19 protein-coding genes are annotated in these 23,715 nt (G+C 70.0%); 9 read left to right on the top strand and 10 right to left on the bottom strand.

Features of this window, described 5'->3' with window-relative positions; genetic code table 11:
- Positions 1 to 33 precede the first annotated feature (33 nt).
- A complete protein-coding gene (locus tag QSK15_RS00585) occupies positions 34 to 270 on the top strand; it encodes a hypothetical protein (RefSeq protein ID WP_285792420.1) in 237 nt (78 codons plus the stop codon).
- 63 nt (positions 271 to 333) lie between these two features.
- On the opposite strand, the gene QSK15_RS00580 is transcribed toward QSK15_RS00585, so the two are convergent.
- Both QSK15_RS00580 and QSK15_RS00575 read right to left on the bottom strand, forming a co-directional pair.
- Entirely contained in the window at positions 334 to 1,413 is a 1,080-nt protein-coding gene (locus QSK15_RS00580; protein ID WP_285792419.1) for an inositol-3-phosphate synthase, read from the bottom strand.
- Positions 1,414 to 1,436: 23 nt separating this feature from the next.
- Positions 1,437 to 2,075: a PadR family transcriptional regulator gene (locus tag QSK15_RS00575; RefSeq protein ID WP_196920348.1), complete on the bottom strand. Its 639-nt coding sequence runs from the start codon at positions 2,073 to 2,075 to the stop codon at positions 1,437 to 1,439.
- A gap of 176 nt (positions 2,076 to 2,251) precedes the next feature.
- Here QSK15_RS00575 and QSK15_RS00570 point away from each other — a divergent pair, with 176 nt between their 5' ends.
- The 3 genes from QSK15_RS00570 (at position 2,252) to QSK15_RS00560 (ending at position 7,473) form a co-directional block, all read left to right on the top strand.
- Positions 2,252 to 2,701 (top strand): DUF5318 domain-containing protein, encoded by a 450-nt coding sequence (locus tag QSK15_RS00570; protein WP_279517496.1) that lies wholly within the window; start codon positions 2,252 to 2,254, stop codon positions 2,699 to 2,701.
- A 197-nt stretch (positions 2,702 to 2,898) separates the two neighbouring features.
- A complete protein-coding gene (locus tag QSK15_RS00565; RefSeq protein WP_285792418.1) occupies positions 2,899 to 5,838 on the top strand; it encodes a transglycosylase domain-containing protein in 2,940 nt (979 codons plus the stop codon).
- A 126-nt stretch (positions 5,839 to 5,964) separates the two neighbouring features.
- Positions 5,965 to 7,473, top strand: a complete 1,509-nt coding sequence (locus QSK15_RS00560) for a glycosyltransferase family 87 protein (protein WP_285792417.1) — start codon at positions 5,965 to 5,967, stop codon at positions 7,471 to 7,473.
- A gap of 124 nt (positions 7,474 to 7,597) precedes the next feature.
- Here QSK15_RS00560 and QSK15_RS00555 read toward each other — a convergent pair whose 3' ends face one another.
- Both QSK15_RS00555 and QSK15_RS00550 read right to left on the bottom strand, forming a co-directional pair.
- Positions 7,598 to 9,955 (bottom strand): hypothetical protein, encoded by a 2,358-nt coding sequence (locus QSK15_RS00555; protein WP_285792416.1) that lies wholly within the window; start codon positions 9,953 to 9,955, stop codon positions 7,598 to 7,600.
- On the bottom strand, positions 9,952 to 10,743 hold the full coding sequence (locus tag QSK15_RS00550) for a deoxyribonuclease IV (RefSeq protein ID WP_030331813.1): 792 nt from the start codon (positions 10,741 to 10,743) through the stop codon (positions 9,952 to 9,954). The genes QSK15_RS00555 and QSK15_RS00550 overlap by 4 nt, the downstream gene beginning before the upstream one ends.
- A gap of 627 nt (positions 10,744 to 11,370) precedes the next feature.
- Between QSK15_RS00550 and rpsF the strand changes: the two genes are divergently transcribed.
- The 4 genes from rpsF to rplI all read left to right on the top strand — a co-directional run bounded on the left by rpsF (position 11,371) and on the right by rplI (position 13,018).
- Entirely contained in the window at positions 11,371 to 11,661 is a 291-nt protein-coding gene (gene rpsF, locus QSK15_RS00545; RefSeq protein ID WP_036411437.1) for a 30S ribosomal protein S6, read from the top strand.
- An 81-nt stretch (positions 11,662 to 11,742) separates the two neighbouring features.
- Positions 11,743 to 12,276 carry a single-stranded DNA-binding protein gene (locus tag QSK15_RS00540; protein ID WP_285792415.1) on the top strand — a complete coding sequence of 178 codons (534 nt, stop codon included), beginning with the start codon at positions 11,743 to 11,745 and terminating at the stop codon, positions 12,274 to 12,276.
- A gap of 41 nt (positions 12,277 to 12,317) precedes the next feature.
- Complete coding sequence (rpsR, locus tag QSK15_RS00535; protein WP_013289355.1) at positions 12,318 to 12,557, top strand: 30S ribosomal protein S18; 240 nt, start codon at positions 12,318 to 12,320, stop codon at positions 12,555 to 12,557.
- A gap of 14 nt (positions 12,558 to 12,571) precedes the next feature.
- Positions 12,572 to 13,018, top strand: coding sequence for a 50S ribosomal protein L9 (gene rplI, locus QSK15_RS00530; RefSeq protein WP_030331806.1), 447 nt, complete (start codon positions 12,572 to 12,574; stop codon positions 13,016 to 13,018).
- A gap of 151 nt (positions 13,019 to 13,169) precedes the next feature.
- On the opposite strand, the gene QSK15_RS00525 is transcribed toward rplI, so the two are convergent.
- Positions 13,170 to 14,723: a hypothetical protein gene (locus QSK15_RS00525; RefSeq protein WP_285792414.1), complete on the bottom strand. Its 1,554-nt coding sequence runs from the start codon at positions 14,721 to 14,723 to the stop codon at positions 13,170 to 13,172.
- Positions 14,724 to 15,103: 380 nt separating this feature from the next.
- On the opposite strand from QSK15_RS00525, the gene dnaB reads away from it, so the two are divergent.
- Complete coding sequence (dnaB, locus tag QSK15_RS00520) at positions 15,104 to 17,875, top strand: replicative DNA helicase (protein ID WP_285792413.1); 2,772 nt, start codon at positions 15,104 to 15,106, stop codon at positions 17,873 to 17,875.
- A 22-nt stretch (positions 17,876 to 17,897) separates the two neighbouring features.
- Here the strand turns inward: dnaB and QSK15_RS00515 are convergent, their stop codons facing one another.
- The 5 genes from QSK15_RS00515 to QSK15_RS00495 all read right to left on the bottom strand — a co-directional run bounded on the left by QSK15_RS00515 (position 17,898) and on the right by QSK15_RS00495 (position 23,668).
- Entirely contained in the window at positions 17,898 to 18,575 is a 678-nt protein-coding gene (locus QSK15_RS00515) for a maleylpyruvate isomerase N-terminal domain-containing protein (protein WP_285792412.1), read from the bottom strand.
- A 105-nt stretch (positions 18,576 to 18,680) separates the two neighbouring features.
- A complete protein-coding gene (locus QSK15_RS00510; RefSeq protein WP_285792411.1) occupies positions 18,681 to 19,061 on the bottom strand; it encodes a TFIIB-type zinc ribbon-containing protein in 381 nt (126 codons plus the stop codon).
- Positions 19,062 to 19,083: 22 nt separating this feature from the next.
- Positions 19,084 to 19,716: a phosphoribosyltransferase gene (locus QSK15_RS00505; protein WP_279517503.1), complete on the bottom strand. Its 633-nt coding sequence runs from the start codon at positions 19,714 to 19,716 to the stop codon at positions 19,084 to 19,086.
- Between the two features lie 41 nt (positions 19,717 to 19,757).
- Positions 19,758 to 21,086, bottom strand: a complete 1,329-nt coding sequence (locus tag QSK15_RS00500) for a glycosyltransferase 87 family protein (protein ID WP_285792410.1) — start codon at positions 21,084 to 21,086, stop codon at positions 19,758 to 19,760.
- Between the two features lie 50 nt (positions 21,087 to 21,136).
- Entirely contained in the window at positions 21,137 to 23,668 is a 2,532-nt protein-coding gene (locus QSK15_RS00495; RefSeq protein ID WP_285792409.1) for a putative bifunctional diguanylate cyclase/phosphodiesterase, read from the bottom strand.
- Positions 23,669 to 23,715 lie beyond the last annotated feature (47 nt).

Raw genomic sequence — 23,715 nt, 5'->3', positions numbered from 1 at the left:
GCACGGATCCTGGGGCAGGCCGTCTACCCAACCGTGCTGGACAGGGCGGCGGCGTTGATGCACGGATTGATGATCTGGCGTCCGCTCGACACGTGGAACGCAGGCCTGGCCTGGGCAGCGATGCGGATCTTCCTGATCCGTTGCGGGGTGACGCTACGCATGCCGGCCAAGGAGCGGATGGCGCTCACCGACGCGTTGGCCAGCGGTGAGATCGATTCGGTCGACGAACTGGCGCTGCGGCTGTCTCCGTACCTCGAGATGAACGCTTGAGACGCGGCGAGGGCCGGGTCCGTTCGGACCCGGCCCTCGCCGATGCTGTTGGTGTTCAGCGGGTCAGCGCGTGACCTCACCGGCGATGAACTCCTCGACGGCCTGGTGGGCGTCGTGGTCGGCGTACTGCACCGGCGGGGACTTCATGAAGTACGACGAGGCCGACAGGATCGGGCCGCCGATCTTCCGGTCCAGGGCGATCTTCGCGGCCCGGACCGCGTCGATGATGACGCCGGCCGAGTTCGGGGAGTCCCACACCTCGAGCTTGAGCTCGGCGTTGAGCGGGGTGTCACCGAACGAACGGCCCTCCAGGCGGATGTACGCCCACTTGCGGTCGTCCAGCCACGGCACGTGGTCCGACGGGCCGATGTGCACGTCGCTCTTGCTCATCTCGTGCGGGATCTGCGAGGTGACCGACTGGGTCTTCGAGATCTTCTTCGAGACCAGGCGCTTGCGCTCCAGCATGTTCATGAAGTCCATGTTGCCGCCGAAGTTGAGCTGGTACGTGCGCAGCAGCTCGACGCCACGGTCCTCGAAGAGCTTCGCGAGGGCGCGGTGCACGATGGTGGCGCCGACCTGGCTCTTGATGTCGTCACCGACGATCGGCAGGCCGGCGTCGGTGAACTTCTGGGCCCACTCGGGGTCCGAGGCGATGAAGACCGGCAGGGCGTTGACGAACGCGCAGCCGGCGTCGATCGCGGCCTGGGCGTAGAACTTGGCGGCCTGCTCGGAGCCGACCGGGAGGTAGCAGACGACGACGTCGACCTGCGCGTCACGCAGCGCCTGCGCCACGTCGACCGGGGTGGCGTCCGACTCCTCGACGATCTCGCGGTAGTACTGGCCCAGACCGTCGAAGGTCGGACCGCGCTGCACCGTCACGCCGGTCGGCGGCACGTCGCAGAGCTTGATGGTGTTGTTCTCGCTGGCGACGATCGCCTCCGCGAGGTCCATGCCGACCTTCTTGGCATCCACGTCGAATGCCGCGACGAACTCCACGGCGTTGACGTGGTAGTCGCCGAAGGCGACGTGCATGAGACCCGGGACGCGGTCGTTCGGGTCGGCATTCCGGTAGTACTCGACGCCCTGAACCAGGGACGAGGCGCAGTTACCCACACCGACGATGGCGACGCGGACGGAGCCCATAGCGTCTGCCTCCTTCTTTTCTGTCACGGCCGCTCATTCCTGGTCTCTCCAGGCGGAGGCGGGCTGTTGTCTTCTCGTCGGCCGCCGGCTGTCCCTGTGTTAGGGACCGTCGGGGCTCGGCCGGAGCGCTCGTTGGCGATGAGCTCCTCCAGCCAGCGGACCTCGCGCTCACAGGCATCAAGACCGTGGCGCTGCAGTTCCAGCGTGTAAGCGTCGAGGCGCTCGGCCGCCCGGCCCAGCACGTCACGAAGCCCTTCGCGACGCTCCTCGATCTTGCGGCGGCGACCCTCCAGAATGCGCAGTCGGGTCGCCTGGTCGGTCCGGGCGAAGAACGCGAAGTGCACCCCGAAGCCCGTGTCGTCGTACGTCTCGGGCCCGGCCTGTGCGATCAGCTGGGCGAAGCGTTCCTTGCCTTCCGCGGTGATTTTGTAGACCACCCGACCTCGTCGGCTGGTCAGCGCGGGAACCTCCTCGGCAGTGGCGGGCGTCTCAGCAGCTTCGGTGATCCATCCCGCCGCCTGCAGCCTGCGTAGCGTGGGGTAGAGCGAGCCGTAGCTGATCGCCGCCCGGATCGCGCCGAGTTTGGCGGTCAGCTCCTTGCGCAGCTCATAGCCGTGCATCGGAGACTCCTGCAGGAGGCCGAGGATGGCGAACTCGAGCACGGGGCCACCCTCTCTTTACCCTCCGGCGTGGAGTGATAACCGCCGCGATGTATCGGACCGATACATCGCACGTTAGCGGGTCGCGCGGGCCGGGGCAAACCCCCGTTCCGAGATGTCGTCGTCACGGATTGTGAGCGCGGTCGCCTGCTCGGGCCGGACCGCGTACCCTTCTCCGCATGCGTACGCAGCGCCAGGTCGTCGACTACTCGCTTCAGAAGCGAGCGGTGCTGCGTGAGCTCCTGGCCGGCCGAGTCGGCACGTACGACGTCTGCGACGCGTCGCCGTACCTGAAGAACGCCGCTCGGTTCCATGGCGAGCCGACCGACCGGCGCTGCCCGATCTGCCGCAGCGAAAACCTGACCCTCGTCCACTACATTTACGGTGACGAACTCAAGCAGTCCGCCGGGCAGGCCCGGACACTTGCCGAGTTGCCAGTGCTGGCGATGACGCTGCGTGAGTTCCAGGTCTTCGTGGTGGAGGTGTGCCTCGGTTGTGACTGGAACCATCTCGTCGAGCAGTACCTGCTCGGCCGGGACGGTCTGGCCGCCGACAGCGACGGCACCAGCGAGCAGGACGCGGCGGGCGCCGAGGGCGCCGGCCGGCGGAGGCGAGAGGCGCAACGGTGATCTCAGCTGGTTGTACCGGCCCCGGGGCCGCAGACGTAACCCGGGACGGTCGACTGGATGGCGGTCCGATTGGCCCGATTGATACGGCAATGACCCCGGTTGGCTGGCACCCCCATGCCGGCGCCCCGGGTGAAGCAACTCACGGCAACCCGGTGGCGGCGCAGCCGCGCCCCACCGCGACCGGCAGGGTGTGAGGAATGAACTCGTACGGCGATCCCAGTTCTGCGCGCGGACGGACCCAGCACTCGGGTCCCGACGGTGACCCCGGACCGGGCGCGGACGACGCGTACCGCAGACCCGGCGGTGACTCCGGCGGGAGCGGCTGGTCAGCCTCCGACCGAGGCACGGCCACCCCAGGCCGGGCCTCGGTGACACCACGGGCTGCCGGCGGTCGCGCCACGGTCGGCAGCTCCGCCTCGGTGCCGCCGCGTGGCGGAGCGGCTGCCGGGTCCGCCTCGGTGGGTTCAGCATCGGTGGGTTCGGCATCGCCGGGCCGGGCCGGTCGGGCCTCGGTGCCGGTATCGCCGGCACCGGGTGTGGCCGCCACCGGCCGCGCTGGCGCCGGTCGGGCTTCGGTGCCCGTCTCCCCGGCGCCGGGCGCACCGGCCGGGCGGGCCGCGGTCGGCGCTGCGGCCGTCGGCGCCGCCTCGGTCGGCACCGCCTCGGCGGGCCGGGCCAGCGTCGGCTCCGCGTCGGTCGGTGGTCGTGCGGCGGTCGCTCGGGCGAGCGTCTCACCGGTCTCCGGCGGGCCGGGCGGGCCCGGGGGTCCCGGTGGTCCGGGCGGTCCCGGTCGGGGCGGTCGTGGTCCGGGTGACCCGGGCGCCGCGGCGCGGGCCAAGAAGCGCAAGCGGATGAACCTGCTGATCGCCGGGTTCGCCGTCTTCATCATGCTCGCCGGCATCGGCGTGGTCGGGTTCACCTACTACTCGACGAACGTGGTGCTCCCGGACGAGATCACCCCGCCGCAGGCGACCACGCTGTACGCCTTCGACAACAAGACGATCATCGCCAAGGTGGGCGATCAGAACCGCACCCTGGTCACCATCGACCAGATTCCGGAGTACGTGCAGAACGCGGTGGCCGCGGCCGAGGACCGGAACTTCTACCGGCACTCCGGTGTGGACTACAAGGGCATCGCCCGCGCCGGCTGGAACAACCTCTCCGGCGGCGACAAGCAGGGTGCCTCCACCATCACCCAGCAGTACGCGCGCAACGCCTACGACAACCTGAAGGACGACACGTACGCCCGGAAGGTGAAGGAGGCGATCCTCGCCTCCAAGCTCAACGACGAGTACACGAAGCCGCAGATCATGCAGCACTACCTCAACGTGATCTACTTCGGCCGGGGTGCCTACGGCATCGAGGCGGCTGCGCAGACCTACTTCGGCAAGTCGGTGAGCAAGCTCGACCCGGCCGAGGGCGCCGTGCTCGCCGCCCTGATCAAGCAGCCGGAACCCAGCTCCACCCACCAGGGGTACGACCCGGCGATCAACCTGGCCGACGCCCAGGACCGCTGGAACTACGTGATCGACGGCATGGTCAAGGAGGGTTGGCTCGGTGTGCCCGGCAAGGAGCCGCGGCCGACCGCCTACCCGACGAAGACCCTCAAGGCCCCGAAGAAGGGCGGCATCGGCGTCGACTTCGGCGTCGACACCCCGTACGGCAACGTCATCAACTACGTCCGGCAGGAGATGCGGGACAGGGGCATCTGCGTCGAGAAGGACGCGGAGGTGACCGACGCCAAGCCGCTGTGCTCCCAGGCGCTGATGGCCGGCGGTTACCGGATTCGCACCACAGTGGACACCAAGATGCAGGCCGCGGCGGTCGCGACGGCCCAGCGCAAGTCCAAGGGCTCCGAGTTGGCTGGTGAGCGCAGCAACATCATGGCCGCGGTGGTGGCGATCGACCCCACAAACGGTCGGGTCGTCGCGTACTACGGCGGTGACAACGGCACCGGCACCGACTATGCCGGCAAGAACACCGACTCCACCGGGGCGATCAGCGGCGGTCACTCGCCCGGTTCAAGCTTCAAGATCTACACCCTGGCGGCGGCGCTCAAGGAGAAGAAGTCGCTCGAGTCCCGGTGGAAGGGCAAGGCCTTCAAGCCGACCGGCACCTTCAAGGTCAGCAATGCCGGCACCGACAACCCCTCCTGCGGCAACTCCTGCACCCTGAGGGTGTCCACGCTGAAGTCCCTCAACGTGCCGTTCTACTACGTCACCGAGGAGATCGGCGCGGACAAGGTCGTCGACATGGCCAAGCAGGCCGGCGTCACCACCATGTGGCGCACGGACACCGTTCCGGCGAAGGCCTACGACCTGACCAAGACCGACGCGAAGGACGTCACGCCGGAGCCGTTCTTCAACGTGGTCGGCTACGGCCAGTACCCGATCACCGTGCTGGACCACGCCAACGGCGTCGCCACCTTCGCCAACGGCGGCGTCTACAACAAGGCCCACTTCCTCTACTCGGTGGAGAAGCAGAACCCGAACACCGGTAAGTGGGACAAGGTCTACAGCGAGAAGCTCGACTCGAAGCGCAGAATCGACAAGAGCGTCGTGGACGACGTGACGTCGGTGCTGAAGGACTACCCGGCCGCCGTCAACCACCGGCTCGATGACGGTCGCAAGGCGGCCTCCAAGACCGGCACCTGGGAACTCAAGGGCGACAGCGAGGACAACGGCGACGCCTGGATGATCGGTTACACGCCACAGTTGGCCACCGCGGTGTGGGTGGGCAACGTGCGGGACCGCAAGCCACTCATCCTCAAGGACGGCCGCAAGGTCAGTGGTGCAAACCTCCCGGGCGACATCTGGGAGCGGTTCATGAACGAGGCGCTGAAGGGCAAACCGAAGCTCGACTTCCCGCCAGCGGCGAACGTCGGTGATCCGGACTCCGGAAACGGTGAAGCGCCTCCGCCCCCGCCGCCCCCGCCGCCGCCTTCGAACCAGCCCAACCAGCCGTGTAACCCGCTGATCGACCTCTTCTGCAACAACAACCCCGGGGGAGGCGGCAACCCCGGTGGGGGTGGCAACCCCGGGGGCGGCGGTAACCCCGGCGGAGGTGGCAACCCCGGAGGTAATCCCGGTGGCGCCGGCGGTGGCCTGTTACCCAGCCTGCCACCTAACCGGGAATGACCCGCACCAGCGCATGACGCCGCCGCCGGCCGGACGACCTGTCCCGGCCGGCGGCGGCGTTTTCGTACCCGGAACTCTGCGCCGGGACGGGACGGGCACCCCTGTCGTACGGCAGGATGCCTCTTCATGAGCACCCAGTCGACGCCCGGTATCGACGAAGCCGGAACCATCGACCACCCGTCCCGCTCCGATGGGTTCGTCCGCGGCATCTCCGCTGCGATCGGCGGCCCACTGGGCGACCACGCGAGCGCGCTGAACCGGCCAGCCGGTCGGGAGCGCCGCTTCTGGACCGCCGTCCGGATCGTGCTGGCCCTGACCTGCCTGACGCTCGCGCTGCACTGGGTGCAGAAGTCGCCGTGCCAGGACGGCGCCTGGCAGAACAACGTCCAGTACACCCGGTTCTGCTACACCGACGTCCTCGCCCTCTACTACGCCGAAGGGCTCAACGAGGGCAAGGTGCCCTACCGTGACCACCCGGTGGAGTACCCGGTGCTGACCGGCTACTTCATGGGGGCACTGGGCCTGCCGGTGCACGCGATCGGTGACGGCGACCCGAGCATCAACCAGGGGCAGTGGTTCTACAACCTCAACGCGCTGGTGCTGGGCGCGCTCGCGGTGGCCACGGTGGCGGTGATCCTGGCACTGCGCCGCCGACGACCCTGGGACGCGGCGCTGTTCGCACTGGCCCCGGCGCTGGTGCTGACCGCCACCGTCAACTGGGACCTGCTCGCCATCGGGTTGGCCGCCTTCGGCCTGCTGGCCTGGGCCCGGAAACGACCGGCGGTGGCCGGCGTACTGCTCGGGTTGGCCGGTGCCGCGAAACTCTGGCCGCTGTTCCTGCTCGGGCCGATCCTCGTCCTGGCGCTGCGGGCCGACCGGGTCCGCGCCGCGCTCACCGCCATCGGCACGGCGATCGCCGCCGTGGTGCTGGTGAACCTGCCGGCCGCCCGGGCGTACCCGGAGAACTGGGACCGGTTCTTCGAGCTGAACACCACGCGGCCGATCGACTGGGGCACGCTCTGGTACATCGGGCGCTACCTGGACGGCAAGGTCGGCAACGACCCCACCAAGCTCGGCCCGTTCGAGTGGCTGAACGCCAACATCCCCACCCTCAACACCCTCTCGTACGCGCTGTTCGGGCTGGCCTGCCTCGGCGTGGCCGTGCTGGCGCTGCGGGCACCACGTCGACCTCGGCTGGCTCAGCTCGGCTTCCTGGTCGTGGCGGCGTTCCTCATCTTCAGCAAGGTCTGGTCGCAGCAGTTCGTCCTCTGGCTGCTCCCGCTGGTGGTGCTGGCCCGGCCGAAGTGGGGCGCGTTCCTGGCCTGGCAGATTGCCGAGGTCTGCTACTTCGTCGCCTTCTACGGCGAGCTGCTCGGCGCGGCGACCAGCCGTCCGGTCTTCCCGGAGGGCGTGTTCGTGCTGGCCTCGACGTTGCGGCTGGCCACTGTGGTGGTGCTCTGCGTGTTCGTCGTCAAGGAGATCCTGCACCCCGAGCAGGACGCGGTGCGGGCCACCTACCCGGACGACCCGGACGGCGGCGTTCTCGACGGCGCGCCAGACGCCCCCTGGATAGACCGCTGGCGCCGCCAATCGTTGACGGACGAACCGTCACGCGAGGCCGCACCCGCCACCTGACCCCTCAGGTCGCGCGCGGCCGGAACCACGTCAGGGTTTGCGGGGGAGCCCACCCGGCGCAGGGATCAAGCCTGACCGCCCGGAGCCGGGTGGGCTCCCCCGCAAACCCGCCCTTGAGACAACTTCAGAGGCGGTAGACGACCGCGTCCCCGACCTCCTGCCGGCTGATGCCGAGCGACTCGACCGGTGCGTCAATATTGATCTCCCACGGTGTGCCGGCGACCTGACCGCGCAGCAGCACCACCGTGCGGACACCGAGCGTGCGCAGGTAGTCGACGCTCGTCTGGTCCGGGAACGACTGGCTCACCCGACGGACGTCGTCGAGTTGGCGCGGCGTGAAACCGCTACCGCCGTTGACCACGTCGGGGAACCCACTGGTCGACCAGAGCATCACGTGCTGGTCCAGGCTCTGATTGCTGGGTAGCACCAGCATCGGCCCTTCCGCCGAACGCATCGCCGCCGGCTGGGTCGGCACCACCGGATGCGGGGTGGTGTTCAGACCCTCGACGGTGACCAGCAGCAGCGGCAGCAGGGTGGCCATCCGCAGCCACGGCCCTGGCCAGGACGGAATCCGTTGCGCGGTCAACTCGCGGACCCGGTCGGTGAGCGCGGTGACCGCGCCCGCCGCGAGCAGGGCGAGCAACAGCGTGGTCCAGAGCATCAACCGCCCGGGGGTACGCAGCCCGCTCCAGCCCGGCAGGTGCTCGAAGAGCGGCACGTAGGTGAAGGTGCCGTCGAAGAACCGGGTGCCCATCGCGAAGGCCATCGTCACCAGCACCCCGACCAGCAGCAGCAGTCGCTGCCGCAGCCGCCAGACCGAGAAGAACAACCCACCTGCGGCGAGCGCGTAGAGCACGAAGCCCGGCAGGAGGGTCATCTCCGGGTGCCACGGCAGTGCCGCCCGGGCCCCCTCGTGCAGCCCACCCCAGATCCGCGACTCCGCGGGCGCCGTCACGAAGCCCGACGCCGGCGGCGAGAAGATGCTGATGTCGGCGATGGTGCGCTCGGCGTACGGGTGCAGCTCGGTCACCTTGTAGAACGGGAACGCCATCAGCAGACCGATACCGGCGAACAACACCCCGCCGAGCAGATCGGCGGTGAACAGCCGGCGACCGAACGGAACGGCCTGCCTGGTGCGCAGCCGCCGCGCGAAGAAGAGGACGGCAGCGACCAGCACCGTGCCGGCCAGGAAGTACGCGAACGGCAACCCGATGCCGAAGCCGAGGCTGAGCTGCCACGCCGCCACCAGCCAACCGGCGTAGACCCAGCCGTCATGCCGTCGCTCCGGCCGGTAGCCGTGTCGCAGGGACCAACCGTGTCCGCGCGCCAACATCGCCAGCGCCAACGGGATGCCCCCGTTGGAGAGCACGTGCAGGTGCCCGGCCTGGGCCAGCAGCCACGGCGCGTAGGTGTAACTCACACCGGCGACGGCGGCACCGATCCGGCCGGCCCCGAGCTGTCGGGCCAGCGCGTACGCCCCGAGCGTGGCGAGCGCGTGCGCCAACACGAACATGATGTTGTAGCGCAGGATGGCGTCCTCGGGACCGCTGCCGAGCATGCCGGCCGGGGCGTACCCGAGCAGGGTGTCGGAGAACGCGAAGCTCCACAGCTCGGGGAAGAACGTGTTGGACTGCCACAGGCGCGCCGGGTCGGCCAGCAGGATGTGCCCGGACCAGGCCATCTGCCAGGCCTGCAGGCTCGGGTCCCAGTAGTCCTGCGGAAGGGTGTAGCGCGGGTAGCGCAGCGTCGGCCAGGTCATCAGCACGGCCAGTGCCGTGGCGGCGAGGGTGGCCAGGGTCCACTCGTGGATCAGGAACCGACCGACGGCGCGTCCGGCTCGAGTGAAGATGGAAGGCCGTGGCTCCGGCGCGGAGGCGAACGCCTCCCAACGCTCCGGGCCGACGGGCTTCGCCTCGCCGTCGGCCTTGTCCGGACCGTCGGCGTCGTCACCCTTCGCGCCCTTGGCCGGGTCACCGCCCTTGGTCGCGCCACTGTCCTTGTTAGTGGTGGTGCTGTCCTTGGCGGCAGCGCTGTCCTTGGTGGTGGTGCTGTCCTTGGTCGCGCCGGAGTCCTTCGTCGCGGTGCTGTCCTCGGCGGTGCTGGCGCTGGTGGTGTTGCCGCCCTGGGCGGCGTCCTGCTTGGTGGCGGCCTTCGTGTCGCCGGGCCGGGCCGTGTCGCTGGCGGGGTCGCTCGTCGCAGGGGCGGCCTCGGCGGCGCCACTCGGGGCGGCTCCACTCGCTGCACCGACGTCCGTCGGCGAGCCCGCGGTGGCCTCGGTGACGGCCTTGTCGGAGGTGCGAGCCGGGTCGGAGGTGCGAGCCGGGTCGGAGGTGCGAGCCGGGTCGGAGGTGCGAGCCGGGTCGGAGGTGCGAGCCGGCTGGGTGGGTGTGCCCGGCGCGGCCGTGGTGGCGGGTCGGCTCTCGGTGTCCGCGCCGGTGGGGGTGGGCGGGGTGTTGCCGGTCCCGGGCTGTCCGCTCGTCATGCCGCCGGGCTCTCCGCTCCGAGTTGCTCACGCAGAAAATCGATGTCGGCGGCCTGGCCGGCCACGCCGCCCGGTGTCTCGACGACCACCGGCGCGCCGGCCGCCCGGATCACCGCCACCACCAGCTCCGGGTCGATCGTCCCGCCGCCAAGGTTGTCGTGTCGGTCCTGACCGGAGTTGAACGCACCCTTGGAGTTGTTGGCGTGCACCAGGTCGATCCGCCCGGTGATCGCCTTCACCCGGTCGACCAGGCCGAGCAGCTCCTCGCCGCCGGCGTACGCGTGGCAGGTGTCCAGGCAGAAACCGACCTCGTGGTCACCGATGGCGTCCCAGAGTCGGGCGAGCGCGTCCAGCCGTCGGGCGCAGGCGTTGTCGCCGCCGGCGGTGTTCTCGATCAGGACCGGCACGCCGAAGCCGCCGGAGTCTGCCGCGTACGCGAAGGTCTTGCGCCAGTTGTCGAAGCCGACGGCCAGGTCGTCGCCCGCGTTGACGTGCCCACCGTGGACGATCAGGCCCTTGGCGCCGATCGCGGCGGCCGCGGTGGCGTGCCCGAGCAGCAGCTTTCGGCTCGGGATCCGGATGCGGTTGTTGAGCGTGGCCACGTTGATGACGTACGGCGCGTGCACGTACAGGTCGACCTCGGCGGCCCGCAGCCGCTCGGCGTCTTCGCGCGGCTTGGGTGCCTTCCAACCCTGTGGGTCGGAGAGGAAGAACTGCACGGTGTCGGCGGACCGGGCGGCCGCCTCCGCCAGCGGGTCGGTCGAATCGACGTGGGCTCCGATACGCATGCGAGCGAGCCTACGTCGCGACCCCGACGGCCGGGGCGACGGTCGGGGCGGTGTCGCGTCACCGGACGGACCGACGATCGTTGATGGGTGTGAACCGGCGATCAGCATTCCGATGCCGCCTGTGGCGCGAGCGCCGCACCCGGTGATCGGCGGTCGCCGGCCCACAGCGAGGTCACCCCCGCCGCGCGGCCCGGCGCAGCGGGGGCGACCCGATCGCACAGCGGCTACCGAGCGACGACGATCTCGGAAAATTGTGCTTTTTCCCCCGCCAAGGTACGAGTGCTGTTGTATCGTCAGATAACAACACGATAAAGCTCCGCGGGGCGTCTTCGGTCCAACCTCATCGGTGTGGTCGTTCCTCCCCAGGTCCCACCCAAGGAATGCGGACCGGACGCCCCGCGGCCTCGTAGACGGGGGTCCACCACCGGCCGATTGACGGTCGGACGGTGGGCCCCCGTCGGCATGTCCGGGTGCCGACCCGACCACCCCGGGCATGATCGTTGGGACCGGGTATCCTGGTCAGGTTGTCCGCGTCCGACCGGGTTCCCTCGGCGGTGCGGACCACGACACAAGACCTCCTGCCACGGAAGGACCGTGGCCGCTTAGCCCACAGGAGGTGAGCACGTCTTGCGTCATTACGAGATCATGGTGATCCTCGACCCCAGCCTCGAGGAACGCACCGTCGCCCCGTCGCTCGACACGTACCTGAACGTGATTCGGACCGCGGGTGGCTCGGTTGAGAAGACCGACGTGTGGGGCCGCCGGCGCCTCGCGTACGAGATCAACAAAAAGGCAGAGGGCATCTACGCCGTCGTCGACCTGCAGGCCACGCCTGCTGCGGTGGCCGAGCTGGACCGTCAGCTGCGACTCAACGAGTCCGTGCTGCGCACCAAGGTCCTCCGACCGGAAATGCGCTAAGCCTTCAAACCCCCGGTTCGTCCGGATCAGCCTCCGCGACTCTGTCGGAGGGCTCTGGGAGCCTGTACGACGAGACGCTGAGTGCGCGAGGAGATGGTCATGGCAGGAGACACCACCATCACGGTCATCGGCAATCTGACCGATGACCCCGAGTTGCGGTTCACCCCCTCCGGGGCCGCGGTCGCCAAGTTCCGAGTCGCTTCGACGCCGCGTTACATGGACAAGGCGTCGAACGAGTGGAAGGACGGCGAGCCGCTGTTCCTCGCATGCACCGTGTGGCGGCAGGCCGCCGAGCACGTCGCCGAGTCGCTGCAGCGTGGCGCTCGGGTGATCGTGTCGGGCCGGCTGCGTCAGCGGTCGTACGAGACCCGCGAGGGTGAGAAGCGCACCGTCATCGAGCTTGAGGTCGACGAGATCGGCCCGTCGCTGCGCTACGCCACGGCGAAGGTGCAGAAGATGTCCCGCTCCGGCGGCGGTGGCGGCGGCTTCGGTGGCGGTGGTGGTGGCAACCAGGGTGGCGGCGGAGGCAACTTCGACGACCCCTGGGCTTCGGCCGCTCCCTCTCCCGCGCGTGCCGGTTCGGGCGCCAATTTTGACGAGGAGCCACCGTTCTAATGGCGCCGAGCGCCCGCGATCGCAAACCAGGAGCACGTGCAATGGCCAAGGCTGCGGCACTTCGCAAGCCGAAGAAGAAGGTGAACCCGCTCGACAAGGACGGGATCACCTATATCGATTACAAGGACACCGCGCTGCTGCGGAAGTTCATCTCCGATCGCGGCAAGATCCGCGCTCGGCGGGTGACCGGCGTTACCTCGCAGCAGCAGCGGCAGATCGCCCGTGCGGTCAAGAACGCCCGTGAGATGGCGCTCCTGCCGTACACGGCCACCACCCGCTGAGAGGAGGCACCGATATGAAGATCATCCTGACTCAGGAAGTGTCCGGCCTCGGTGCCCCGGGCGACATCGTCGAGGTCAAGAACGGCTACGGCCGTAACTACCTGCTGCCGCAGGGCTTCGCGATCGCCTGGACCAAGGGCGCGGAAAAGCAGGTCACGGTCATCAAGCGGGCCCGTTCGGCCCGTGAGATCCGCGACCTCGACCACGCCAACGAGGTCAAGGCTCAGCTCGAGGGTCTCAAGGTCAACCTGAAGGTCCGCGCCGGCGACGGCGGACGGCTCTTCGGCTCGGTCACCCCGGCCGAGATCGTCGACGCCGTCAAGGCGGCCAGCGGCCCGGTCCTCGACCGGCGTCGGCTGGAGGTGCCCGGTCACATCAAGTCGACCGGCACCTACCCGGTGAAGATCAAGCTGCACCCTGAGGTGACCGCGTCGTTCAACCTGAACGTCGTTCAGGGCTGACGTCCGCAACACCACCACGAGGGCCCGCACCGAGCGATCGGTGCGGGCCCTCGTGCGTACGTCATCCGATCCGACACTGCCCGGACCCGGATGGCCCGCCCGCCAGCGCACCCCGACGGCGCGGCCCCGACCCGCAGCCCGGCCGGGCGGGTCACCCGATGGGCTGGCCCGTGACCGCGCTGATCAGCACCGTGGAGAGCCCGCCGCCCACCACCGCGGCGGCAACCGCGATGGTCGCCGACCGCCAAGTCGTACCGACCCGACGCAGCAGCGCCGCCACCACGAGACTGCTCACCAGCGCCAACCCGAAGCGCGGCGAACCGGCGAGCAGTGACTCCAACGCGCGGGACCGCGCCGAGTCACATCCACCCCCGCTGATGTCGGTCACACAACCCGCCGGTGCCTGGCTGTCCAACGTCAACAACCAGACGAAGATCAGCATCGCCGGCACCAGGTAACAGGCCGCCGTGTACAACAGGGGCCGGACCGACCCGCCCGGGTCCGGGTCCAGCAGGTCGTCCTCCAGACGCCGCGCCCAGGCACCGGTCGCCGCCGACTCGACCCGCCGACGCACCGACGCCGATCCCACCACCGGCCGATCCCCCCGACGCCGGGGCGCACCCGCGCCCGACACACCGGCCCGTGGCGCAGGCGCGCTGCGCGGTCGAGGAGCGGTGTAACCCACCACCGGAGACCGCGGCGCAGACGTCGGAGGATCCATCCACCGCGGGTCGTCGCCGGCCAGCCGAGTGCCGGACCAGAAACCGTCCTCACGGCTCGGCCAACCCTCGGCCGCCACCGAACGATCCGAGCGCGGGGGAAGCGTACGGTCCCACTGCTCATCCTCGATCGCGGACCGCTCCCACTGGCCGGTGCGGTCCGACCGCTCCCAACCGCCGACGCTCTCCACCGCCGACCACTGCCCGCTCAGGTCCCCGCCGTCCGCGCCCGCCGCAGGCGGCCACGCGTGCACGCCCGAGGCGTCCCACGGATCCACCGCCGGGGGGTAAGACGGGTCGGGCTCCGCCACCCGGTCCGCTCCGCGCACCCAGGGGTCGGCCGGCGGACGGGTCCAGGACTCCTCCGCCGCACGACGGCTACGCCGGCTGGGACGGCTCGGCGCCTGGTCCGGCACCTGCTCGGTCGGGGCGGACTCGACATCCCCGCCCGACCAGATCACCTGCGGACGACCGGCGGGAGCGCGGCGGGGACGCCGGTCCGAGACCGCACCGGAGACCGGCTCGTCCTCCCCGGCGTCGGCCCGTCGACGGCCGGCGTACCCCTGATCCTGCGGTCGGTCGAGTGTCCACTCCCGGGTGTGGTCCGAGTCTGGTGCCCGGCCGATCGCCGGCTGCTCCCGCCGACGCGTGCCGTCGCCCCGCCACTGCGACGTCGCCGACTCGGCGGACCGCCGGCCCGTACCGGAGGGCGGCGGGTCGAACTCGTCATCGTCCTCGTCCGGTGCCGCGTGACGACCGCCGCCGTCCGCGTGCCGGACCCCCGACTCCAGGGCCCACCGGGGCAGGTAGGCGTCGACAGGCTCGTCCTGGCCGCGGTCCAACGCACGCCGCCGGCTGGACGTGCGGTAGCGCCCGTCCTCGTCGTACGGATCAACCGGAACGGACGCCGCGGGCTCACGCCACGAGGCGGTTGGCTGGCGCTCGCGCGGGCTGCCATCGCCGCGTCCCCAGTCCCGGTAATTCACGGCCGGAGTGTGACCCTTCTGAACCGAAAGCGGAATCCGCTGTCCAGGTGTAGCCGTTCGCTGGAGATAGTACGGGACGATCGTGTCACAGGCCCGACCGAAATATTCTCCTCCACAGGCTGGGGAGCATGTCTCCGCAGGTCAGCGACGTCTGGCCGAGAATTCCCCAATGGTTTTCCACAGGCTGTGCACACGCTGCGCACATGCTGTCCACCGGGATCCACAGGTTGTCCCGAGGCTCGTCCACCGGCGTTGTTGAGTCTCTGACCTCGGGGTCCGTATGGTTGGCCCTCGACCGCCGGCGATGGCCCCCGATCGACCGGCCCGGTCGGACGGAAGTGTCGTACCCCAGCGGTAGAGCTGGGATTGGATCCGGCGCAGTGGAGGGGGGACCCGTGTCGGTCACCGACGACATGCGGGCAGAGCCACGCTCCGGCGGAGGCCAGCCACCTGTGCAGCGGGATGGCCAGTTTGACAAGACCCCGCCCCAGGACGTCGCTGCCGAGCAGTGCGTCCTCGGCGGCATGCTGCTCTCCAAGGACGCCATCGCCGACGTCGTCGAGATCCTCAAGACCAACGACTTCTACCGGCCGGTGCACGCCACCATCTTCGACATCATCCTCGAGATCTACGGGCGCGGTGAGCCGGCCGACTCGATCACGGTCGCGGCCGCGCTGGCCGACTCCGGGGATCTCGTACGCATCGGCGGCGCGCCGTACCTGCACACGCTCATCGCCAGCGTGCCCACCGCCGCGAACGCCGCGTACTACGCCCGCATCGTCAGCGAGCGGGCGGTGCTGCGTCGACTGGTCGAGGCCGGCACCAAAATCGTGCAGCTGGGCTACGGCACCGCCAGCGGCGGCAGCCGCGACGTGGACGACGTCGTCGACCTCGCCCAGCAGGCCGTCTACGACGTCACCGAACGCCGGGTCAGTGAGGACTTCGCGGTCCTGGCCGACATGTTGCAGCCGACGCTGGACGAGATCGAGGCGGTGGGCGCGCAGGGCGGTGTGATGACCGGCGTGCCCACCGGCTTCAGCGACCTGGACCGGCTGCTCAACGGTTTGCACGCCGGGCAGTTGATTATCGTGGCCGGCCGCCCTGGTTTGGGCAAGGCGCTCGCGCTCGACACCCCACTGCCGACGCCGGACGGCTGGACCACTATGGGTGACGTCCAGGTCGGAGATTGGCTCCTCGGCGCCGACGGCCACCCCACCAAGGTCACTCATGCCTTCGAGGTACGTCACGACCGTCCTTGCTACGAGGTCGAGTTCTCGGACGGGTCCGTCCTCGTGGCGGATGCCGAACATCTGTGGAAGACCACCAGCCGTGCCAGCCGCAGAGCTGGTGCCGTCAGACGCCGCAACCACTGGCACCCGGAGACCGTCGCACGGTTGCGCACTGCCGCAACGACCGCCTCGACGACGGACACCATCACCATCAGAAAGTTGGCAGGCACCCTCGGTGAGGAGTTGGTGCACACCGCGCAGCGGGTTGCTCGGGAGATGCCGCCGGCAGGCCCCAATCTGATGCGAGGCAGGCCGGGAACGCGTCCTGGACGCGCATATCCCGCCGACGCGCTTCTCCGGGGGCTGCTCAATCGTGTCGAACGCTGGACCGCCGGCCTCGCTGAGAGTGCGTCGTCGGAGGTTGTTACGACCGAGCAGATTCGGGCGACGCTGCGGACAAAGACGGCGGACCGACGCCTCAATCACGCAGTCACGAATGCGCTGCCCCTTCAGCTTCCGGATCGCGCTCTCCCCATCCCGCCCTACACCCTTGGGGCCTGGTTGGGTGATGGCAGCAGCGCCGACAGTCGGATCACGACCGTCGACCCGGGTATTCTCAGGCGCATCGAGGAGGATGGCTTCGAGGTGACGCAGTCAAGTGCTGCGTCGACCCTTTACACGATCCGGCCCAGGAGTTGTTCGGTCTGCGGCAGGCGCCGGAAAGGCTGCGTGGCCTGCGGGAACCGACCCTCTTCTCTGGTGCAGAGCCTCCGAGAGTCAGGGGTGCTGAACAACAAGCACATACCCGATGTCTACCTGCGCGCGTCCGTTGGGCAGCGCCGAGCGCTGCTCGCGGGCCTGCTCGACACGGACGGGACGGTGACCGTTACGGGGAATGCCCAGTTCACCACCACTTCCCCGCGGTTGGCTGAAGGTGTGTACGAGCTCATCGTCAGCCTGGGTTACCGCTGTTCGATCAGCCGGAAGGCGGTCGACGGGCGCAAGCCGGAGACGTCGATCGCGTACAACCTGAACTTCACGACCAGGGATCAGATCTTCGGGCTAGCTCGAAAGCAGGATCTGCACGCGGCACGGCGGCCGGCTGAAGGCACGGCTCGAACCAGCGCTCGCTTCATTGTCGACGTCCGGCCAGTTCCGAGCGTGCCGGTGCGATGCGTGACCGTCGACAACGATGATCACCTGTATCTGGCGGGCCGAGCCATGATTCCGACTCACAACAGCACAGCTAGCATGGACTTTGCCCGAAATGCAGCTATTCGCGCCAACCAGGCTGCGGCCATCTTCTCGCTGGAAATGAGCAAGGTCGAGATCGTCATGCGGCTGCTCTCCGCCGAGGCGCGGGTGCCGCTGCACGTGCTGCGGAGCGGCCAACTCTCCGACGACGACTGGACCAAGCTGGCCCGCTGCATGGGCGAGATCAGCGAGGCGCCGCTCTTCGTCGACGACACGCCGAGCATGAACCTGATGGAGATCCGGGCCAAGGCCCGGCGGCTCAAGCAGCGGCACGACCTCAAGATGATCGTGGTGGACTATCTCCAGCTGATGACCTCGCCGAAGCGCACCGAGAGCCGCCAGCAGGAGGTCGCCGACCTGTCGCGTGGCTTGAAGCTGCTGGCCAAGGAGGTCGAGTGCCCGGTCATCGCGGTCAGTCAGCTGAACCGTGGTCCCGAACAGCGCACCGACAAGCGACCTCAATTGTCCGACTTGCGTGAATCTGGGTCAATTGAACAAGATGCCGACGTTGTCATCCTGCTGCACCGCGACGACTACTACGACAAGGAGTCGCCGCGGGCCGGGGAGGCGGATTTCATTGTTGCCAAGCATCGGAATGGCCCCACCGACACGGTGACCGTCGCGGCTCAGCTGCACCTGTCCCGCTTCGTCGACATGGCCATCGGCTGACCGCACGGCACCCGTCGACGGCTTAGCCGAGCAGTGGGAACCAGCCCGCCGACTCGCCCAGCTCCAGCCGGTCCCGGTCGGTCAGCGGCACCCGCCCGGTGGCCTTCAGCAGGAAGTCGTGGTCGTCCCACGCGGTGGGTCTGACCGTGTCGTCGCTGAGCAGGCCGTCCATGGTCGCCACCGCGACGCGTACCGCACGTGGGCCGGGTGGCGGGGCGTCGGGCAGTTCCAACGTCAGGTCCAGGTGGTGGATGGCGGCCTCGGTGGTCAGGGTGGCGAGGAAATCCGGCACCCGCAGCACGTGGCCCTGTGTGGTCACGTACCCGTTCGGGTCGGCTGACGCGGCGGCGCGGACCGCAGCCGGGGCGGTGTCCCGCCAGAGGTCGACGATCCCGGTCGGACGGTCGAAGGCGGCGGCCGATCGGCGGACCCACCAGGCGTGCCGGGCGGCCGTGTCGTCGTCGCCGGGAAAGTCCCGCCAGTAGCTCACGTCGTCGACGTCGGCGGGGCCGTCGACAGGGCTGGCCAGGGTGACGAGTGCCCGTTGGGCGTCGCCGAGCACGTGCAGGAGCAGGTCGGCGACGAGCCATCCCTGACAGCGGGTGGCTCGTTGCAGGCCGGCGTCGTCCAGGCGGCCGACCACCGCGGTGATCCCGTCGTACGCCTGGGCCAGCGCCTCGTGCGGTCGGATCGCGGTCATGCGATTCAGCCTGGCACGAAGCCTGCCGCCCGCCAACGGTCAACGGTCACCGGTGGTGTGCCCGGGCCGACGCGTGGATCGACCCGGGCGAAGGCTTGCCTCGGATCAGCCGAACATCTCGTCGAGGAAGCCCTTGCGCTTCTTCTGCCGGTAGTGGCCGTGGTAGCCGTGGTGCTGCTGCGGGTGGCCGTAGGCCGGCTGCGGCGGGTAGCCGTGGGCGGGCGGGGGCGGCGGCGGGACGTTGCCGTACCCGGGCTGGTGCGGCGGAGGCGGGGGCGGCGGCGGGTAGCCGGCCGGCTGCTGCGCGGGCTGACCTGGCGCGCCACCGGCCTGTTGGCGGCTCCAGTTGGCCTCCGCTTCGAACAGCTTCTCCAGTTCGCCGCGGTCCAGGAAGATGCCTCGGCACTCCCCGCACTGGTCGATGACGACGCCGCTGCGCTCGTACTGGCGCATTTCTCCGTGACACTTGGGACAGGTGAGGCTCATCTCCCGACGGTACCTGGTGCACCTAGGCAGTTGCTGTGAGCGCCTCGGTGACTTCTTCGTCGGACACCTCGTGGAAGTCGTCGTAGTAGACGCTCACCGCGCCGAAGTCTGGCGGGCGTTGGGCGCAGATGACCTGGTCCGCTTCGGCGCTCAGCAGCTCGTACGCCTCCTGCGCGCCGACCGGGACCGCGACCACGACCCGGTGCGCCCCGAGTTGGCGGGCGACCTCGACGGCGGCGCGGGCGGTGGCGCCGGTGGCGAGGCCGTCGTCGACGATCACCGCGGTACGTCCGGTGAGGTCCAACTGTGCGCGCCCGCCCCGGTAGAGCCGTTCCCGGCGTTCCAGCTCTGCCTGCTCCTGCCGGCTGACCTGGGCGATGTCGTCGCTGCTGAGCCGGCCGGCCACCAGGTCGTTGAGCACCTGGACACCGCCCGGGCCGAGTGCGCCGAAGGCGACCTCCCGGGCCCATGGCATGCCGAGTTTGCGGACGACCAGCACGTCCAGTGGCGCGCCGAGCCGTTCGGCGACGACTCGGGCGACAGGTACGCCGCCCCGGACGAGGCCGAGGACGACGACGTCTGGTTCGCCGATGAGTGCGCTGAGCCGTTCGGAGAGCACCCGGCCGGCGTCGGCCCGGTCGCGGTACGTCGTCATGCCTTCAGGTCTACGCCCTGACGGGTCGTTCCGCTCGGTAGTTACGCCGAAGTGCTCCGACCGGGCCGGGCGTCAGGAACCGGGGTGGCCGGCGTGTCGGTCTGGCGGTGCAGTGCGGGTGCCCAGGTCAGCAGCGCCAGTGGATACAGCAGGTAGCCGAAGCGGGTCGAGGGCATCAGGGCGATGGCGGCGAGCAGCCCGTACCCGCAGATGAGGGTGGCGGCGACGGCGCTGCGGGGCGGGCGGCGGGCGAGCCGGACGGCGATGGCCACTCCGGCGGCGACCAGCAGCGCGGCGGCGATGAGCCGGCCGGCGGGTAGCGTGCTGGCGATCAGGTAGCCGGGGAACGGTGACTGCGCGGGGCTGGTGACCAGCCCGTGGCCGAGCGGGAAGCGCAGCACGTTCTCGGTGAGGGCGTCGCGGTCCACCAGCAGGGCCGGCAGTAGTGCGGCGACGGGCAGGCCGATGGCGCCGGCGGCGACGCGGGTGCCGGCGCGGCGGGTCAGGCCCCAGACGATCAGGACCAGGGCGACCGGCCAGGCGAACAGCTTCAGCGCGCCGGCGAGCCCGACGGCGAGGCCGGCCCTGCCGGGTCGGTCGGTGGCGGCGAACGCGAGGGCCAGCAGGCAGAGCGCGAGTACGGGTAGGTCGTCGCCGCCGGTGGCGAGGGTGAGGGCGCAGATGGGCAGGACGGTGGCGGCCTGCACGCCGCGCAGCAGGGCGGCGTCCCGCCGCTGGCCGGCGGTGGCTCGGGTGTCGCGGAGGGCGGCCACGGCCAGGGCGAGGGCCAGCGCGGTGCCGACCGCGAACCAGACCCGGGAGTCGGTCCACCAGGTGTCGAGCAGTGCTCTGGGCAGGCCGAACATCGCCATGCCGGGTTGGTACGGGGTGTAGCCCATCAGTTGCTCGCCGGGTGGCAGGGCGGCGATGGCGTCGGGTCCGAGGTACGGGGTGCCGTGTTCCAGGAGGCGGTTGCCGGCCTGTTCCACGACCAGCACCTCCTCCTGGGCCCGGTCGGTGCGTCCACCGGCCCGGTCGATGCTCTGCCAGGCCAGCGGCAGCAGTGTGGTGGCGGCCCAGGCGAGACCGGTGACCGCCCAGCGGGCTGGCAGGCCGGTCAGCCGGGAGGTCGGGGAGCGTCGACGCAGCAGCAGTTGGGCGGTCACCGTCAGCGTGGCGAGCAGGTAGCCGACGGCGGCGACAGCGCCCCAGGCGCGGTGCGGCAGCAGGGTCGACGTGAGCGCGGTGATCGCGGCGAAGGCGGCCGAGACGGCGTAGAGGCCGAGATCGAGGGCGAGCCCTCCGGCGGCGTTGTCGAGCGTCCGCCAGTGCCAGCGACGGCGGCGGGCGGTCGGGTCGTCGACGATCACGCGCGACAGTCTGGCAGACCGGGCTGCCCGCGCAGCGGGCCGTCGCCTGCTCAGGCGGGCAGGTGGGGGAGGCGGTCGGGTCGGGAGCGGCCGGCCTGGCGGCGGTTCTGGCTCAGCCGGATCACCGCCCCCGCGTCGTGCAGCGGTGCGGCGAGGGTGCCCGGTCGGCCGCCGGAGCCGCGTTGCATCGCCGCGAGCAGGGTGCCGGACGGCATCGGTCGGGCGAACAGGTGCCCCTGGCCGGCGACGCAGCCCAACTCCCAGAGGGCTCGCCGCTGCGGTTCGCTCTCCACGCCCTCGGCGACCACGTCCAGGTCGAGGCTGCGTCCCAGGTCGAGGGTGGAACGGATGACGGCGGCGGCTTCCGCCGAACTCTCCATCGTCGTCACGAAGCTCCGGTCGATCTTCAGTTCGTGTACGGGGATCCGGGAGAGCAGGGAGAGTGAGGAGTAGCCGGTGCCGAAGTCGTCCAACGCCAACCGGACTCCCTCGTCGCGTAGCCGGCTGAGCACCCGGTCGACCACGTCGAGTTGGCTGAGGGTGAGCGTCTCGGTCAGTTCCAGGACCAGCCGGTCCGGTGGCAGGTCGTGGGCGCGCAGACGGGCCAGCACCGAGCCCGGGAACCGTGCGTCGAGCAGGCTGCGCGGGGACACGTTGACAGCGACCGGTACGTCGAAGCCGGCGTCGCGCCAACTCACCGCCGCGATCAGCGCCTGGTCGAGGATCGCTTCGGCGAACGCCGGCAGCAGGCCGGAGCGCTCCACCGCCTCCAGGAAGCGCAGCGGGTCGATCAGGCCGTGTACGGGGTGGTGCCAGCGGGCCAGAGCTTCCGCGCTGGTCACCTCGCCGGTGCCCAGGTCGACGATCGGTTGGAAGTTGACGACGAACTCGTGGTCGGCGACCGCGCGGGGCAGGTCACCGCCGAGAGTGAGGCGGCCGAGGTCGGCGGTGTCCCGGGTGGGGGCGTAGGTGGCGATCCGCTGTCCGGCCCGTTTCGCCTGGTACATCGCCACGTCGGCGCGGCGCAGCAGCTCGGCCATGCCACCGTTGGACGGGGCGCCGGAGATCCCGCCGCTGGCCTCGACGCTGATGCGCATGCCGTCCAGTTCGAACGGCTCGTGCAGGGCGGCGAGCAGCGTCTCGGCCCGGTGCGCGGCCACCGCCGGGGCCGGCAGACCCCGCAGGAGTACGGCGAACTCGTCGCCGCCGAGGCGGGCCACCAGGTCGGTCGTCTGTGCCGCGCCGCGCAACCGGTCGGCCACCTGCACCAGCACCTGGTCACCGGCGGCGTGCCCGAGCGTGTCGTTGACCTCTTTGAAGTGGTTGAGGTCGATCAGCACCAGCGCCGTCACACCGTCGGCGTGTCGGGTGCTCAACTGCTCGGTGCCCTCGTCGAGGAGTTGTCGGCGGTTGGCCAGCCCGGTCAGCGCGTCGTGCGCGGCCGCGTACGCGTGCTCGTCGGCCACCCGGGCCAGTTCGGCGTACGCCTGGGCGTTGCGGACGGCCGTGCAGAGCGCGGACGCGAAGGTGCGCAGGGTGTACTGCTCCCGCTCGGAGAGTTGCACCGGGCCGCGGAAGCGCAGTCGGAGCATGCCGACGTCGACGGTGCGGTCGTGGCCTTCCAGCGACGCGGGGACGACGGTGCCGGCCACGTCGGTGGGGGTGCCGGTCGGGCCGTCGAAGGTGATGCCGCCGGTGCCACCGCGTACGGTGCGGCCGCCGTCGCGCAGCTCGATTTCGACCTCGTCGGCGGAGAACAACTCGGCGGCCTGGGTGACGGCGGTGATGAGGACGTTGTCCAGGTCGACGACGTTGAGCGCGTCGGTGGTGCGGGCCAGCCGCTGCCACGCCTGCTGTTCGGTGCGGCCGCGAATGCGCGCGGAGTAGGCCAGGTGCAGGCTGAGGACCAGGGGTGGGACGGCGAGCAGCAGCCGGGGGTCCATCCGGATGATCAGCAGCGTGCAGGCCGCGACGGCGAAGCGCACGGCGAAGCCAGCGAGCCGAAGGTCGAGATTGCTGCGGAAGTGCTTCACGACCCTGGTCTGGGAGGCGAGCGCGATGACCGGGATGGCGAGCATGTCGTCCAGGAATGCCGCGACCAGGTAGGCGAGCGCCAACGGCCCCAGCAGCATCAGGGGGGTCGTCGCGGTGGGCGGCCAGGACCAGGTCGTCATCGCGAGTGCGGTGCCGGCGCCCCAGGCCACGATGACGTTCTTGCCGATACCGAAGGCCAGCTTTATCGGCGTGAGGCGAAGCGAAGCGAGGGCGATCCCGACTGCGGTGCAGAGCACGACCACCGAGGTCGGCGCGATGGCCGCACCGACGATGATCGCTGTTTCGTTCCAACTGATCGACTGGGTCGTCGACCGGATCCGTACCCGGGCCTTGACCAGCGTGCCCAATGCGATCATGAGGGTGAGCGTGACCAGAACCGCAGCGTCGTTGACCGTCTCCGGCTTCGCCGAACGCCACGCGGCCGGGAGTGCGGTGGCGACGATGACGGCGGCAACAACGACGACGAGACCGACGAGCAGCAACAGCCGCCGATCGGTCTCATTCTCTCGTCGCTGAGGAAGGGTCATGCCGCTCCGGAAAGACTGCCTGCGCGTGCTCGCAGCCTACTGCTCGG

Source organism: Micromonospora sp. NBRC 107095 (assembly GCF_030269705.1).
GTDB lineage: Bacteria > Actinomycetota > Actinomycetes > Mycobacteriales > Micromonosporaceae > Micromonospora > Micromonospora parva.
This window is presented reverse-complemented; position numbering and strand designations above follow the sequence as displayed.